The sequence below is a fragment of the Chitinophaga varians genome, assembly GCF_012641275.1.
GTDB lineage: Bacteria > Bacteroidota > Bacteroidia > Chitinophagales > Chitinophagaceae > Chitinophaga > Chitinophaga varians_A.
The window spans coordinates 1,489,290-1,504,758 of the sequence record NZ_JABAIA010000002.1; the positions used below are offsets into that span (position 1 = coordinate 1,489,290).

The 15,469-nt window shown below is 47.7% G+C and carries 13 protein-coding genes and 1 tRNA gene; 10 read left to right on the plus strand and 4 right to left on the minus strand.

What is annotated here, in order from left to right:
• The first annotated feature begins 92 nt into the window (after positions 1 to 92).
• From HGH92_RS20670 to HGH92_RS20685, 4 genes are all read left to right on the plus strand, one after another.
• A complete protein-coding gene (locus HGH92_RS20670; protein WP_168872645.1) occupies positions 93 to 713 on the plus strand; it encodes an RNA polymerase sigma factor in 621 nt (206 codons plus the stop codon).
• 69 nt (positions 714 to 782) lie between these two features.
• The gene (locus HGH92_RS20675) at positions 783 to 1,904 is read left to right on the plus strand and encodes a FecR family protein (protein WP_168872646.1); all 1,122 of its coding nucleotides are present in this window, start codon (positions 783 to 785) and stop codon (positions 1,902 to 1,904) included.
• Between the two features lie 115 nt (positions 1,905 to 2,019).
• A complete protein-coding gene (locus HGH92_RS20680; protein ID WP_168872647.1) occupies positions 2,020 to 5,307 on the plus strand; it encodes a TonB-dependent receptor in 3,288 nt (1,095 codons plus the stop codon).
• Positions 5,308 to 5,317: 10 nt separating this feature from the next.
• Complete coding sequence (locus HGH92_RS20685) at positions 5,318 to 6,901, plus strand: RagB/SusD family nutrient uptake outer membrane protein (RefSeq protein WP_168872648.1); 1,584 nt, start codon at positions 5,318 to 5,320, stop codon at positions 6,899 to 6,901.
• 71 nt (positions 6,902 to 6,972) lie between these two features.
• Here the strand turns inward: HGH92_RS20685 and HGH92_RS20690 are convergent, their stop codons facing one another.
• Positions 6,973 to 7,719 (minus strand): lysophospholipid acyltransferase family protein, encoded by a 747-nt coding sequence (locus HGH92_RS20690; protein WP_168872649.1) that lies wholly within the window; start codon positions 7,717 to 7,719, stop codon positions 6,973 to 6,975.
• A gap of 42 nt (positions 7,720 to 7,761) precedes the next feature.
• Positions 7,762 to 8,433: a uracil-DNA glycosylase gene (ung, locus tag HGH92_RS20695; RefSeq protein WP_168872650.1), complete on the minus strand. Its 672-nt coding sequence runs from the start codon at positions 8,431 to 8,433 to the stop codon at positions 7,762 to 7,764.
• A 134-nt stretch (positions 8,434 to 8,567) separates the two neighbouring features.
• Between ung and HGH92_RS20700 the strand changes: the two genes are divergently transcribed.
• The 3 genes from HGH92_RS20700 (at position 8,568) to HGH92_RS20710 (ending at position 10,639) form a co-directional block, all read left to right on the plus strand.
• Positions 8,568 to 8,641, plus strand: a tRNA-Arg gene (locus tag HGH92_RS20700).
• Between the two features lie 247 nt (positions 8,642 to 8,888).
• Positions 8,889 to 9,980, plus strand: a complete 1,092-nt coding sequence (locus HGH92_RS20705) for an AAA family ATPase (protein ID WP_168872651.1) — start codon at positions 8,889 to 8,891, stop codon at positions 9,978 to 9,980.
• On the plus strand, positions 9,977 to 10,639 hold the full coding sequence (locus tag HGH92_RS20710; protein WP_168872652.1) for a DUF4276 family protein: 663 nt from the start codon (positions 9,977 to 9,979) through the stop codon (positions 10,637 to 10,639). The genes HGH92_RS20705 and HGH92_RS20710 overlap by 4 nt, the downstream gene beginning before the upstream one ends.
• 28 nt (positions 10,640 to 10,667) lie before the next feature.
• On the opposite strand, the gene HGH92_RS20715 is transcribed toward HGH92_RS20710, so the two are convergent.
• Positions 10,668 to 11,168, minus strand: coding sequence for a DinB family protein (locus HGH92_RS20715; protein WP_168872653.1), 501 nt, complete (start codon positions 11,166 to 11,168; stop codon positions 10,668 to 10,670).
• 130 nt (positions 11,169 to 11,298) lie between these two features.
• Between HGH92_RS20715 and HGH92_RS20720 the strand changes: the two genes are divergently transcribed.
• Both HGH92_RS20720 and HGH92_RS20725 read left to right on the plus strand, forming a co-directional pair.
• Positions 11,299 to 11,742 (plus strand): hypothetical protein, encoded by a 444-nt coding sequence (locus HGH92_RS20720; RefSeq protein WP_168872654.1) that lies wholly within the window; start codon positions 11,299 to 11,301, stop codon positions 11,740 to 11,742.
• Positions 11,743 to 11,804: 62 nt separating this feature from the next.
• Positions 11,805 to 13,358: a S41 family peptidase gene (locus tag HGH92_RS20725; RefSeq protein WP_168872655.1), complete on the plus strand. Its 1,554-nt coding sequence runs from the start codon at positions 11,805 to 11,807 to the stop codon at positions 13,356 to 13,358.
• 51 nt (positions 13,359 to 13,409) lie between these two features.
• On the opposite strand, the gene HGH92_RS20730 is transcribed toward HGH92_RS20725, so the two are convergent.
• Entirely contained in the window at positions 13,410 to 14,216 is an 807-nt protein-coding gene (locus HGH92_RS20730; RefSeq protein WP_168872656.1) for a hypothetical protein, read from the minus strand.
• A gap of 172 nt (positions 14,217 to 14,388) precedes the next feature.
• Here HGH92_RS20730 and HGH92_RS20735 point away from each other — a divergent pair, with 172 nt between their 5' ends.
• On the plus strand, positions 14,389 to 15,468 hold the full coding sequence (locus tag HGH92_RS20735; protein ID WP_168872657.1) for an AI-2E family transporter: 1,080 nt from the start codon (positions 14,389 to 14,391) through the stop codon (positions 15,466 to 15,468).
• Position 15,469 lies beyond the last annotated feature (1 nt).

The following is a 15,469-nucleotide window of genomic DNA, read 5'->3' on the forward strand; positions in this document are numbered from 1 at the left end:
TCATAATATTAAACCCGTCTATGTATTTTTAATTTTATATCCTGTTGTGTAATTTAAAGTCAGATATCGATCTGCAATAATCCAATGATCTGATGAAGCTAACCGGAGTCAATGAGGAAACGTTATGGAATGGCGTCATAGCAGGCGATCAGCAGGCTTTCAGGGTACTGTACGAGGCCTCGGCTGATATGCTGTATGCGTACGCATTGCGGTATTTTCCGGATAAGGAGATGATCATGGACTGTATACATGACCTGTTTACCGACCTGTACATGCAACGCGCGAACCTGGCGCAGCAGGTCAACATCCGTTTTTATCTGCTGGTTTCGTTCCGGCGTAAGCTGAATACTTCCCTGAAAAAAAGCGCCCGTTTCTCCCTGCCCGGGGACATGGCGAACGCAGACAACTATTTCCAGCTCACTTTTGAAGCCAATGATGTGCAAAGCCTGATCATTGCACAGGAAGAACAACAAGGCGTCATGCAGCGGCTGGCCACAGAGATGAATAAACTGCCGGCCCGTCAGAAAGAGATACTTTATCTGAAATATAATTGTGAGCTTTCCTATGAAGAGGTGGCCCGTTTGATGCAGATTTCCGTGCCTACCTGTCGGACCCTTGCCTACAGGGCCATACGCCAGTTGAGACAAGAGATGCCAGTGACCACTATCCCGGCTTTTAGCCTGCTGTTACTCACCTGTCTGAAAAATTTTTAAAATTTCTTTCTGAAAGAAGTCTATAAAAGTGAAACAGGCTGCTCTGTTATATAGGGGCAAATATTAGCTATGGACATCAACAACCCATCATACAGTATGGAAGACGCACCGGACGACGCCGGCGGGGACAAGGAGAAAATGATCTCCCTGGTGCGTGCGTCTGGTAATGAGCAGTTGTCCGTAGCTGAAAAGGCCCTGTTGTGGGAGCGTATAGCCGCCGATATCGCACAGCCGCCGGTAAAAATCTGGTGGCAGCCGGGGTGGAAAGTGGCCGCCGTTATCACCCTGTTGTTGTCTGCCGGACTGGGGTGGTGGCAGTGGCATCGGACGCAGGAGCCGCTGCCTGCACTGGTGGCCTTCGCCAGCGATCAGACCTATTCCCGCGGCGATACCACCGTGACCCGCATGATACTGGGCAACCAGCAGCAACTGGCCATCCGCAATAACCACGCAGCCATCGCCTACCAGGCCAAAGGCACGCAGGTGCGGATAGACTCACAGGAGATAAAGCAGGAGCTGGCCACCGGTAAACAGGTCTTTAACACCCTACTAGTGCCCTATGGCAACGTAGCCTCCCTGCAACTGGAAGATGGCACCCGGGTATGGCTCAACGCCGGTTCCCGCCTGGTATATCCGGCCGCATTCGGGCAGCAGCGCCGGGAAGTGTTCCTGGAAGGGGAAGCTTATTTTGAAGTGGCCACAGACGCGCAGCGTCCTTTTAGTGTATACGCCAACGATATGAAAGTAGCCGTGCTGGGCACCGCATTTAATATATCCGCCTACCGGGAAGATGCCAGCTCACAGGTAGTGCTGGCCAGCGGCAGCGTTCAGCTGGAAGCCTTCAGAGGGCCGGGAAAAAAAGGCGCGCCGGTACAGTTGTCGCCGGGTAACAGGGCGCTATACACAGGCCATAACGGCAACATGACAGTGGACAAAGTGGACATCGCCGGGTATATCTCCTGGAAAGACGGTCTGATGGTCGCAGAACATACCTCTTTATATGAAATACTAAAAAAACTATCCAGGTATTACAATCAACCAATAACAACAGACACGCGGTCGGGCAATGAAACATTTTCGGGTAACCTTGACCTGCAGAAAACACTGAACGATGTACTTGACATAATAGCTGCTACCACTTCACTGAAGTACGAAAAGCAGGGGAACACAATCATTTTTAAAACCAGATAAGCATCAGCGAAAAGCCAAAAAAAAACCGGAAGATGCGGTAACATCATCCGGTGAAGACTGCCTGCGGTAACAGGCGGCCCGGCTAACTATTTCATTAATTAAACCAAACAAATGTATGCAAAAATTTTACGTTTGTTGGCGCTACCTGCCTGTGGGCATAGTGCCAGCCAAATTATGGCATGTTATGCGGCTCATCATGATCCTGTTATGCGTAGGGCTGGTCAGCGCCTACGGTAAAACCTACTCACAGAATGCCCCGCTGAACGTGCGGGTGAACAATGCTCCGCTGCCGGAGCTTTTCCGCCAGATACAGGCGCAGAGCAACTGGCGTATTTTCTACAAGGACGAGCTGGTGCGCGGTGAGAAAAACATCACGCTGCACCTGCGCGGCAAAAGGCTGGTAGAGGTGCTGGACAAAGCACTCGATGGTACCAGTCTCGGCTATACGATTGTAGGTACGCAGGTGGCTATCGTTCCAAAAGAAGAGCAACCGGTACGTCCGCTGAAACTGGCGCGGGAAGACAGTCTGCTGACTGTCAAAGGCCGTGTGTACGACACGCACGAACCGCCGGTAGCGCTGCCTGGCGTTACTATTGCCGTGAAAGGCACGTCCCGTGGCACCACCAGCGATGCCGACGGTTACTTCACCATACAGGCGCCCAAAAATGCCACGCTGGTATTTAGTCTGGTGGGATATATCGCCACAGAATACAACGTGTTGCGCAGCAATACCGGCCTTTCCATTGCCTTGAACGAAAAAGTGTCGGCCCTTGATGAAGTAGTAGTGGTGGGGATCACAGAGCAACAGCGCAAACACATTGCCAGTTCCGTAGCTTCCCTCAATGTAAAATCTGCTATGAGCGGTAAGCCCATCACTACCATTTCACAATCACTGCAGGGCGGCGTGACCGGCCTGCAGGTGAGCCAGTCCTCCGGACTGCCCGGTGGGGATGCTGCTACCATTAAGATACGCGGCATCACGTCGCTCAACGGTTCCAATCCGCTGGTGCTGGTAGATGGTATCCCCATGGACATGAACTTCATAGACCCGCTTACGGTAGAAAGTGTGACGGTGCTGAAAGACGCGGCGGCAGCCTCCATCTACGGCGCCAGGGCCGCCAGCGGTGTTATCCTTGTCACCACCAAAAGAGGTACGCCCGGCCGCGTGGCCGTGACGTATGACGGTTATTACGGCGTACAGTCGCCCACCAATATGCCATCCCTGGTAGACGCTCCCCAATACATGCGCATGTACAATGAAGCACTGGCCAATTCCGGTAAAACTCCCCTGTATTCCGAAGACGATATTCAACAAACCATTGCCGGCACTGACCCGGTGAAATATCCCAATACCGATTGGCAGAAAGTCATTGTCAACAAACAAGCGCCTATAACGAGTCATTCTGTTGGCGTGAGCGGTGGTAACAGCCTTGCCCGCTTTGCGCTGAACGCCAATTACCAGTACCAGGACGGTATGACGCCACTGACCAGCAGCAGAAAGTATAATATCCGCGCCAATACCTCCGTGTCGCTGGCCAAAAACTTTCAGATCAATATGGACCTGTTGGCCATTAAACGCAATATCCTGCTGCCTAACAGGACGCTGGGGCATGACGGCACCCGTTTGCTGGAAGACGTTTTCCGCGTGCCGCCCACCATTCTGCCTAAGTATCCGTGGAAAGACGGCAGCACAACAGATATCTATGGCCGTTATGTGGATATCGTGAACCCGCTGGCCTATGCCGAAAAAGGCGGCCGGTTCGTCAATGAATACGGACAGTCCAGCATTAACCTGCAGCCCAAATGGGAGGTGATACCAGGACTGAACCTCCGCGGGCAGTTCAGTTACCGGCTCAACAGCGACCTGATGGGAAGTCTGCGCGATAACTATAACTTCTTCGACTATTATACAGGGCAACTGCTGCAAACATGGACGCAGCAACGGAGCTATACACAAGCCAGGACGACCTATTACTACATCGCCGCCAATGCAGATTACACGCTCGACCTGAAAGACCATCACTTCTTCCTGATGGCGGGTTATTCGCAGGAAGAAAAAAATACGAGTTCCAGCACTGCCGGTACTTATCTGTACATCAACTCCCTGTTGTCTTCCTATGCCAAACTGAATTACTCTTACCAGGACCGTTACCTGCTGGAACTGACCGGCCGTATGGACGCCTCTTCCAAATTTGCGAAGGGACATAAGTATGGTTTCTTCCCGTCAGTTGCGTTGGGCTGGAATATCAGCAAAGAGAAATTCATGTCGTCCGTGAAAGCGGTCAGCAATATGAAACTGCGTGCTTCCTACGGGCAGCTGGGCAACGAGTCGGACGTGGACCTGTACCAGTACCAGACCACGATCAATTCAGGAACAGGGCTGGAGACGACCTATGGTAACCCGGACCTGAGCTGGGAAACCGTGAACATGGCCGATGTAGGATTGGACATCGGTTTGTTTAACAACAAACTGGAAATCGTGGTGGATTATTATAACAAACTCACCAGGGATATTATTCTGCGTCCGCCGTTATCCTATACCGGTGGCTTTGAAGACAAGGTGCCTGTCAATGCCGGCAAACTGCGCAACACCGGCTGGGAAGCTTCGGTGAATTACAATGGCAATATCGGCAAGAACATTTCCGTGTCTTTCCGTCCGGGCGTGACCTACAATAAAAATGAGATCGTATCGCTGTTGAGCGGGCCTTATGTAAGCGCTACAACGATCCAGCAGGAGGGCGGTCCATATGGTGGCATCTTCGGTTACAAAACCGCCGGACTGTTACAGGAAAGTGATTTTGACAAAGACGGAAAGCCGTTGATACCGGTATTGCCAGGCGCCAAACCCGGTGATATCAAGTATTTAGACATCAGCGGCAATAAAATCATCGATGGGTCTGATCAGACATTGATTGGCAACCCTATCGCGAGGCTGAACTACTTCGCTAATTTCCGGGTAGCGTATAAAAACTTCGACCTCGAATTTCTGTTGCAGGGTACCGGTAAGTCAGACGTAGTACTGGCGGGCATGCTGGCATTGCCGATGGACAACAGTAAAGACGGTGGCGTGCCTACCCGTTTCTATGCAGACAACTACTGGACACCTCAACGTACCAACGCGATGTTCCCGCGGTTGAACACGTTGCCCACCAATAATAAATTATCCTCTGATTTCTGGTTCCAGAATGGCGCTTACCTGCGAGTGAAGTATATCCAGCTGGGATACAATACACAGGCCGACTGGCTGAAACGTGTTGGCATCCGTGGTTTGCGGGTGTATATGAATGCGCAGAACCCGCTCACCTTCAGTAAACTGAAACTTACCGATCCCGAAAGCCAGGGTGATCAGTGGACCTATGGTATCATGAAGGCATTTATTGCCGGTATTAATGTTCAACTTTAATAATGGTCGTATGAAAAGAATATATGCAGTCATTTTTTCAGCCATAATGCTGACATGCAGCAGTTGCGAAAAGTTCCTCACTCATGATGACCCCGTGAGTGTGACCGATGATAACTGGTGGAAGACAGAAGCCAATGCCACCGGTGCGCTGGGCTCCGTATATGCCGGTCTGCCGGGCGGTTCCAGCGGGCGGCAGCTGATGTTCCTCTCTGCTTTGAGTGATGAAGCCGTGGCCCGTCAGGATACCCGTGGCGCCTATGAAGCGTTTGCCAAAGGGTTACAGAACAGTAACTGGGACGTGGCGCTGAACCTGTGGCGCGATGATTACAAGGACGTACGTCGTGCCTGCCGCTTCCTGGAAAATGTGGACCGTTGTTACATGGACTCTTCGCTGAAAGACCGTTACAAGTATGAAGCACGCGCGATGCGCGCATACTATCATATGGAGATGATGTTGTTTTTTGGTGGTATCCCGATCGTTACTAAATCACTGGAGCCTGCCAACAGCAACACCACCCGTAATTCCGAAAAAGAGGTGTATGATTTTGTAGTGAATGAACTGACGGAATGTGCGCCTCATTTGCCGGATGTGTACAACAACAACGAAGCGTGGCGTATTTCTTCCGGTGTATGCTGGGCGCTGATTGCCAAGCTGGCTATGTTTTACAAGGAATATGAGACCGCCAAGATGGCTGCCAAAAAGGTAATAGATCAGAATGTGTATGCGTTGTACCGCAGTACCAATACAAAAGTCAACAGTTTTGCGGAGTTGTTTACCTACGCTGGTGAGTTGAACAAAGAGCGGGTATTTTTCCGTGATAATGGTTGTTCCAATGCATGGAAAACTTTTGCGCCGTACGGCGTAGGCGGGCAGACAGTAGTATCCCCCACGATGAAAGTTGTCAACAGTTTTGAAACGCTGCAGGGTAAAACATTGCAGGAGCTGGGGCCGGATTCGCTGGCGATCTATCAGAAAGACCCCTTCTATAAAAACAACCGCGACCCGCGTTTGGTGGCGTCTGTGCTGGTACCGGGACAGATATATGAGAAAGACACGCTCCGGCCGTTTTCCAGCGAGGGCAGTGACCGTATCGGTATCCTCAACAGTACGGCCACCGGTTTCTGGGTAAAAAAATACCTTGATCCCAAAGACCGTAATGGTGCCAGTCCTTCGCTGGATTATATGATCATCCGTTACGCAGAGGTACTGCTGAATTATGTAGAAGCGCTGGTGGAGCTGGGTGACTGGCAGAATGCTGATGTCATCAAACATCTGAATGATATCCGTACACGTGCAGGCATGCCCGTAGTAGATGTTACCAAATACAATACGCAGGAAAAGCTGCGTCAGCTGATACGCAGGGAGCGTACTGCCGAGCTGGCGTTCGAAGGCGCCCGCTTTTATGATATCCGGCGCTGGGACATGCTCGGAGACGTGATGAACGGGCAGGTGTATGGCGCTGTGGACCCGGCCACCGGTCAGCCGGTGCTGGTGGAAACACGTTCCTGTAATGTGCAGCGTGATTTCCGTTATCCTATTCCGTTGAATGAATTGTTAGCGAACCCGAAGATGACACAGAACCCGCTTTATTGATATTGTCCTATACCAATATGAAAGAACCCGTTTGAATCATCAAACGGGTTCTTTGTTTTTATCTTTTCTGCTTACAGTTTATCCTGGTTAGTGGTATAATAGTCCCACATGATCTTAAATACTTTCTCTTTCAGTGCCGGCAGGTCATCGCGTGTCATGCCGGTGGTAGGGATGGGAGGAAGTATGTGATAATGGATAGGATGTGGCCAGGCAAAGAATGTTTTACCGGGCGGTTGTATTTTCCTGGTGTTAAACAGCAGGGATGGCATCAGCGGTGTCTGAGTATCTATGGCGAGGGCGAAAGCGCCGTCATAGAATGCTTTCAGCGGTTCGGGCGTACGGTTGCGGGTGCCTTCCGGGTACAGTAGCATGTGGATGCCCAGGCTGAGCGCATGTTTCATGTCCACGACGCTTTGTTTGCGGCTGGCCTCACTGCTGCGGTCTACCAGGATGCTGCCGATTTTGTACAGCACGCTGAACAGCGGTATTTTAGCCATGGAGGCCTTTGCCAGTGTTTTGTTGGCGCCGGGCACATAACCGGTGGTAACAGGGATGTCCATCAATGCATTGTGGTTGCATACTATTACATAGGTTTGGCCGGGGGCGAAATGTTCCTGTCCTTTCAGTCTGGCCGGGCAACCGATCAGCGGCAGGTAGATGTTCATCCACCGGCGGCCGAGGGCCACAAAAAAGGCGGAAGGGGTAGGCTCGGGCCAGAAGGAGGCGATCCAGATGGGAATAAAGACTATCAGCATGGTAGTTGCGAACAACAACAATGCGTACAGTGCGTAGATTCTTCCCAGTATATTTTTTAACATAACTGACAGCTTATGGTAAAGGTACTGATAGTATGTAAATGATTAAAGGCGCCAGTCCACCGGTTCAATGCCTGCTTTGAGTAAAAGTTCATTTGTTTTGGAAAAGTGTTTGCAACCGAAGAAACCGTTGTTCGCGCTGAAAGGGGAGGGATGCGCCGCTTTCAGGATATGATGGCGGGTAGCGTCGATGAGGATTTGTTTGTCCTGTGCGAAGCGGCCCCACAGCAGAAATACCACATTGTTTTTCATGTCGGATATTTTGCGGATTACTGCGTCGGTAAAGTTTTCCCAGCCTATTTTACTATGGGACGCGGGTTCGCTGGCTCTTACCGTCAGGAAGGCGTTGAGCAGGAGCACGCCATGTTCTGCCCATTTGGTCAGGTTGCCGCTGGTAGGTATTTCGAGGCCGAGATCGGTTTGCATTTCCTTGTATATGTTACCGAGGGATGGCGGTGGTTTGATGCCGTCCGGTACGGAGAAACTGAGGCCATGGGCTTGTCCGGCGCCATGATAGGGATCTTGCCCTAAAATGACTACTTTTACCTTGTCGAAAGGCGTTTGCTGGAAGGCGTTGAAGATGTTGTTACCTGCCGGGTAGATGGTTTTTCCGAGGGCTTTCTCATGTTTCAGGTGCATGACAATCTCCGCGAAATAGGTTTTGTTGAACTCATCTTTGAGTACTTCTTTCCAGCTGTCTTCGATCTGTACGTCCATAGTTTTTAAATCAATATTTTAGAAAAATTAAATTAAATTTGATTTATTGGAAAATATTTCCATAAATTTGCACTCCCAAAATGAGAGATAAATATAGGAATTTATTTCACATTAAGAGGAAAAACAAAATATAAGTCTCGGTAGCTCAGCTGGATAGAGCAACTGCCTTCTAAGCAGTAGGTCATTGGTTCGAATCCAATCCGGGATACAAAACGAAGAGGGAAATTACGAAAGTGATTTTCCTCTTTTGATTTGTGGTATTGCGCAAAATGCGATGAGCTCGGGAAATTCCCTATCTGTTATACTCAACTATGATTATACCCTTACAAGCAGAGCGTTAGCAATAATGGTACCATGCCACAAATATCAAGTCCGCTCAACAATGCATAAAAGATATTATCTTACATAAGTAAGGTATCTCAATTGGTGTATTGTTATAAAGATTTATTGAAAAAATGGCAGATTACCACAAGCTAAATAATATTCACATCAAGGGATATAAATCCATAGAAGATCAAAACGTTGGTCTTCTGGATATAAATGTATTAATAGGACAGAATGGAGCAGGCAAGACAAACTTTATTTCTTTGTTTCGTTTTTTAAGGAATATAATTCAGGAAAGACTCAAAAATACCTCGCTTACCAATGGTGCTGAAAGTTTGTTGTTTTATGGTAGTAAGACAACCGAAGAAATCAAAATTACATTGGATTTCGACCCTAATTACTACGAAATTTCACTGCAACCTACGAGGGGAGATAGCCTATTAGTCTTAAATGAATATTGTGGTTTCAGAGGGAACGATTTCCATGGGGAACCATATTGGGAATTAATTACACGGTCGGAAGAAGAAAGCTCCTTGTCAAAAGCTGCAAGAAACAGTAGAGTTGCAGAATACGTATATAATGTTTTGCAGGATTGGCGTGTTTACCATTTTCATGACACCAGTGAAACAGCCGGAATGAAAAAATATGGTGCAATTGCAAACAGTAAGTTTCTGCTTGAGGATGCATCTAATCTCGCAGCATATCTTTATATTTTAAAGCACTCACAGGAGCCATACTATGAGCGCATTGTAAAAACCATTCAACTGGTAATTCCATTCTTTAAAGACTTCGTTTTAGAACCTAATCCATTAAATAATGAAAACATTAGATTGGAATGGCAGGATCTATATTCAGACAAAATATTTACTGCCAATGAACTATCTGATGGCTCTTTAAGGTTTATTTGTATGGCTACTTTGCTGTTACAAAAGAAACTCCCAAAATTAATTCTTCTAGATGAGCCGGAATTGGGTTTGCACCCTACAGCGATTACAATCCTCGCCGGCTTGTTAAAAAAGGCATCAAAGAGAACCCAGGTAATTGTATCAACTCAATCAGTAAGTTTAGTCAATGAATTTGATGCGGAAAATATTTTGGTAGTTGATCGAAATAAAGGTGCAACAGTCTTTCATAGGTTAGACCCAGAGAAACTAGAGTCTTGGCTAGATCAATATTCTTTAGGGGATTTGTGGGATAAAAACGTGATAGGAGGGAATCCATGATAAGGTTAAATATTACAGCGGAAGGATTTTCTGAGGAACGTTTCGTGTCCGATATGTTACGCCCACACTTATTGAACTTTGACATATATACCGATGTCAGAAAAGTTCTTACGAACAGAAAACTTAGAAAACGAGGAGGTATCGTTGGGTATCACAAATTTAGAAACGATGTGACCCAATGGATCAAAGAAAGTCCTGCTGTCTACCACACCACGTTGATAGATTTATATGGGCTTTCTACTGACTTCCCTGGTTACACCTCAACAAAAAATCTCCCGGCTTATCACAGAATAGAAGAAATGGAGCGGCTTCTGGAAGCAGATATCAATCATTATACATTTATACCATATATTCAATTGCATGAATATGAGGCTTTAATGTTTGCCGATACATCAGTTATGCAAAATTGGCTGGGTCTTTATAATCGCTTGCCAGATAACTGTTTTGAGGAGATTAGGTCCTCTGTTCCTGATAATAATCCGGAACTCATTAATGAGGGGCCCAATACTGCTCCTTCCAAGAGAATTCTGAGCTTTTGTGATACTTATGATAAAATAGATGATGGTATACTGATATTGAAAGAAATTGGATTGAATAATTTAAGAAAAGAATGTTTGCATTTTAATAAATGGTTGACACGATTGGAGCAACTGAGGTAGGCAGCCTGTAGTTTTTTTTTATTGCCAATCACCTCGCCGCCCTTACCCACCGCGGCGCATCGCCTGTATCTTTCCTCAACATCATATTCAGCTGTGCCGCATGATGCTGCACATGCCGCATGTTATACAAAAACAGTTCAAACACGGTCATCACTTTGTTGCCTTCCACTTCTACCCATTGTTGTGCAAAATCTGCCTCTGTCATGCCCAAAATATGGTCATGACATTTTTTTCTGCTTGCCTGTAAATAATCCAGTATTTCTTTTTGACTGTAAATCCTGTCGGGCACGATATCATCAATGCCGTCGGCGGGAATGGTTTCACTGAGTGTGAATGGAAGCGGGGACGAGAGTGGGCCTGCCGGAATGGTCAGGTAATAATCCAGGAAGATGGCTACATGATAAGACATGTAGAAAAACTTTTTCTCTGTGTTCCAAAGACTTTCAGGATAAGCGGAAACGGCGTTGGTCACCATGTCAATGCTGCCGCCAAATTGTTTCCACAAACCTTCTTTGATAGTCTGTATCATGATATCGGTTTTATCGGAATAATTTAGCTATTTCCCGGCAAATTATGGCAGCCGATTTTCAAATGTGTGGGCGGTGGCGTATCTTCATGCGGTAGCATGATATCTCCGGTTAACTTTAATTTCGCCATAAATGACTGACCTGTCTAATCAAAAGCCTTATTGCACTGTTGTTGATAATCAGAATGTAGCAGTGGTAGTATTTGGAAATGAACTCGATGAATTATCGGATTACGCCATGGATGCCGGCGACCCTTTCTGGTATATTATGGGCACCGATGCCTGGTTTGAAATACAGGAAGTGGACGGCCAAAAGGTATTAGCAGCATGTGACTGCGATACAACCTATTTCCACTGCCCGGTCGATGAACAGGCCCTGTCGCTGCTTCAGCAGGAAAACGGGATACTGGTCCTTTTTCCCCGTGTACCGCTAAACGCAGCAGACATCAAACAGACATCCGACCTGGAAGAGTTAAGGGAATGGATCAGCAATGAGATCGGGGATGATAATATGGAAGGGCTGATTTATTGTTTTTATACGGCAGAAGACAAGAAAAAATACCATGGGGATAACTGAGCATAATTAGTTTTATTATTGCAGTGATTATATCAACCATCATTGCCACTGGAGAATAACTTATGAGAAAATTGTTTTTATTGTTTTTGCTGTCACAATCGGTGACCCCGGTTATATTGGCCATGCCCGCAGGGCCGCAACCGACGGGCGACAGCCTGAAAATCTACAACAAAGTACTTAGTACCAAAGAGATGAAAGAGGACTTGCTGCTTTTCCGCGATATCCGCGAAAAGGCCAATTCCGGGTTATACCGCTACCGTACTAAAAAGCAGGTGGACAGTATTTACAACGTGGCTTTCAAAGAGATCAGGAAGCCGCTGAGCACCACTGAATACTTCAAGATAATACTGCGCCTGACCGATTTTGAGGGCAGCTGCCATAACTACACGGAAGTGGGAAAAGACCTGATGGACTTTTACGCCCGCCAACGCGGGTATTTCCCTTATGATCTGAAATATATTGAGGGAAAGATCATCTTCAACAATCAGACAAAAGAGATCCCGGCAGGTTCGCGTGTATTGAGCATTAACGGCGTGCCTGACACCTCCCTGATGCAGTCTTTCTACAAGTATTTTTCTGCTGATGGGTTTAACACCACACAGAAATGGAGCGGAAGCGTGCACCGGTCTTTCAATTACCGCTATATGATCGAGTATGGCGTGAAGGACAAGTTCACCGTTACGTTTAATCCACCCTACAGCAAAGAAGTGAAGACAGTCACCCTGCCGGCGGTAACATTGGACGCCCGGAAGGAAAACCAGAAGAACCGCTACAGCGCCGGTGTTGACAGTCTTATCGACTATAACACACAGCCCAAGTACAGTTTCCGGATGATAGACCAGGGCACCGGACTGCTCAGCTTCCGCATTTTCAGCATGGCTGACGGAGCCGATGACCCGAGGTTCCCGGGATACGTACGTTTTATTGACAGTGTGTTCCAGGCGCTGGATAAAAACGCCGTACCGAACCTGATCCTGGATATCCGGAGCAATCCAGGTGGCAGCGATCCCACCTTCGAGCAGCCCATGATGTACCTGACAGACCATCCCTTCAAAGAAAACAAATCGGCCTATGCTAATTTTGACCGGGACACCATTCCCTATATGCAGTATTTCTGGGGGGTAGGCACTGATACCAAATGGGGACCGGAACAAATAAAAGAGGGCAGAAAGTTCCTGAAAGGATATCTGCTGCCCTACAAAGACGGAAAAAGCTATCAGGACAGTGTCCACAACCCGGTTTATTATCCTAAACAACCGGCCTATAAAGGACATTTGTACCTGCTGATTGATGAAAACACCGCTTCTGCTGCGTCCCACCTGGCTTCATTGGTGAGGGCATATGCCAGAAATACCACCATTGTAGGCGTGGAAACCGTAGGCGGTTACTACTGCCACAACGGACATGCAGGTTTGGTATATGAACTGCCGCACTCTAAAATCAAGACGAAGTTTTCCATCATGTATGTGGAGCAGGATGCGCCCGTAAAACCCAACCAGCCGGAAGGAAGAGGGATCATGCCTGATTATGAGGTATGGCAGAACTATGAGGATTATATGAAACAGAAGGATAGCCAGGTCGCTTACGTGCTCCGGCTTATCAGCGAAAAGAAATAACATTTGTAAATACAGCCAGGATAAAGCCTTACAACTCAGCGTTGTAGGGCTTTATCGTTTCTCTCTTTTATATTCCCCCGTTTGTGTATTTATTTTAATAAGATCAACCTGGTTTCTATTGTTCTCATTCTCTTCTCCAAAAACATAGAAACTGCCTTCTTCTCCAATTTCAATCCGGTAGGTGCTCCGCGAAAAGAGATGTTTGTTGGCCCTGTTTTGATCAAATATTTCCTGTGCTTTTTCATAGGAGATGGCAGCTGCTTTGGAGATACTGTCAAATGCCGGCGTTTGGGGAGCAATCATCTGTTTGAACCTGTCTTTTTCCGGATGCAGCCAGCCGTCGTTTTTCAGGAGCGTGCCAACTGATGGCGCATTGTTGACTATACAGTCTTCTGAAAAACGGCAGTCATGACCACCTAAATAGCCCATCATGCCATAATGCAGGTAGGCATAATGATGGTAGCCTGAGATGTAATAGTACAGGCCTCCTACGGTGCTCACCACGATGGTGTCTTTTTTTAGAAAGACGGGGTAGGGAATATGGGTCGAAAAATAAGTACTGTCATCTGAGATATAGGAGAATTGGGTTTTGACAAGGGTATCCCTGATAAATTCCCCGTTTCTCAGGATTTTAAAGTGTAATTGCCGGATTTCTTTCTGCCTGAACCCTGAAAACTGAATTTTCGGTTGTTCGGTAATGATACTGACGGTATCGCATATTTTACTGTACTTTTCACCATCTTCTTTCGCCTGCCGGATTTTTTGTTCCGAGCTTATCCAGAAGCATCCGGCCACGAACAGTACCATCACCAGGAAGATGCCGAGAAGAATGAGGACGTATTTCAGGAGTTTTTTCATTTTTGTTTTCTGATGACAGCAATATGGTAAAAAAAAGCATACCGATGGCCGGTGGATTGATATTTACCGGTACTGGATAAATATTCGCGAAGGTACCGCTAACGGGAATCATTGCTTATTCGCCAATCTTTTAGTAAATTGATTGTGTCCGAAATAAATCCGGCTTTCCGTTATGAGCACCCGTATTCCATCCACCTCCCGGAGGATCATAGAAACGATCATTGTGCTGCTGCTACTGCTGGGGCTCATGTATGCCTTGTATGATGTGCTGAAAGTGTTTTTCGGTGTCTTTACCTTTGCCATTATATTCTCGGTATCGCTGTTCAACCTCTACGAAAAAGGCGTTGTGTGGCTGGGTGGCCGGCGTAAGCTGGTGGCCGTTATATATTCGCTGCTGCTGGTGGCTGTGGTGGCGTTGCCTTTCGCCTATGCGGTCTCCACGGTCAATGATCATCTGAAAGAAATCGGCTACTGGCTGGAAACAGCCAGGGACGAAGGTATTCCGGACCTCCCGGTGTGGATCACCAATCTGCCGCTGGTAGGAAAGGAGGCGGCGCAGTTCTGGCATGAATTGCAACTGCGGCCGCGGGAGACGGCCAGTATCTACGAACGGCAGATCATGCATAGCATTCATCATGTAGTGACCACGGGAGTGGGTATATTGGGAATGGCCTTGCAGGTGGTGCTGGGGATTGTGGTCTCCGCTATTTTCCTGGTCAGCGGCGACCGGCTGATGCGGCCGGTACGCGCTACTATGACCCATATGTTTGGCGACAAAGACGGTTATGCCCTGCTGGCAGCCACCGCACAGGCGGTGAAAGGTGTTTCCATCGGAGTGATGGGCACCGCGCTGGCCGCTGCCGTGGTATCATGGATAGGCTTCACTATAGCTGGTATCCCGTTCGCCCTGGCGCTGGCGGCCATCGTGTATTTCCTGGTGCTGATACAGGTAGGACCGTTATGGGTGTGGATACCCCTTGTTATCTGGATGGCCATGCAGGGAAACACAGGATGGGCCATCTTCCTGGCGATTTACGGCGCCGGCGTACTGCTGCTGGACGGCGTATTAAAACCGGTGCTCATTGCAAAAAGCGGAAAACTTCCGTTTCTTGTGCTTTTCCTCGGAGTTATCGGTGGTATGATCGCGTGGGGATTTACCGGCATGTTCAAAGGCGCCATTATCCTGGCGGTGTTCTATACTGTCTTTAATTCCTGGCTGGAAAAAACGAAATACTATGCACCTAAAGAATAAG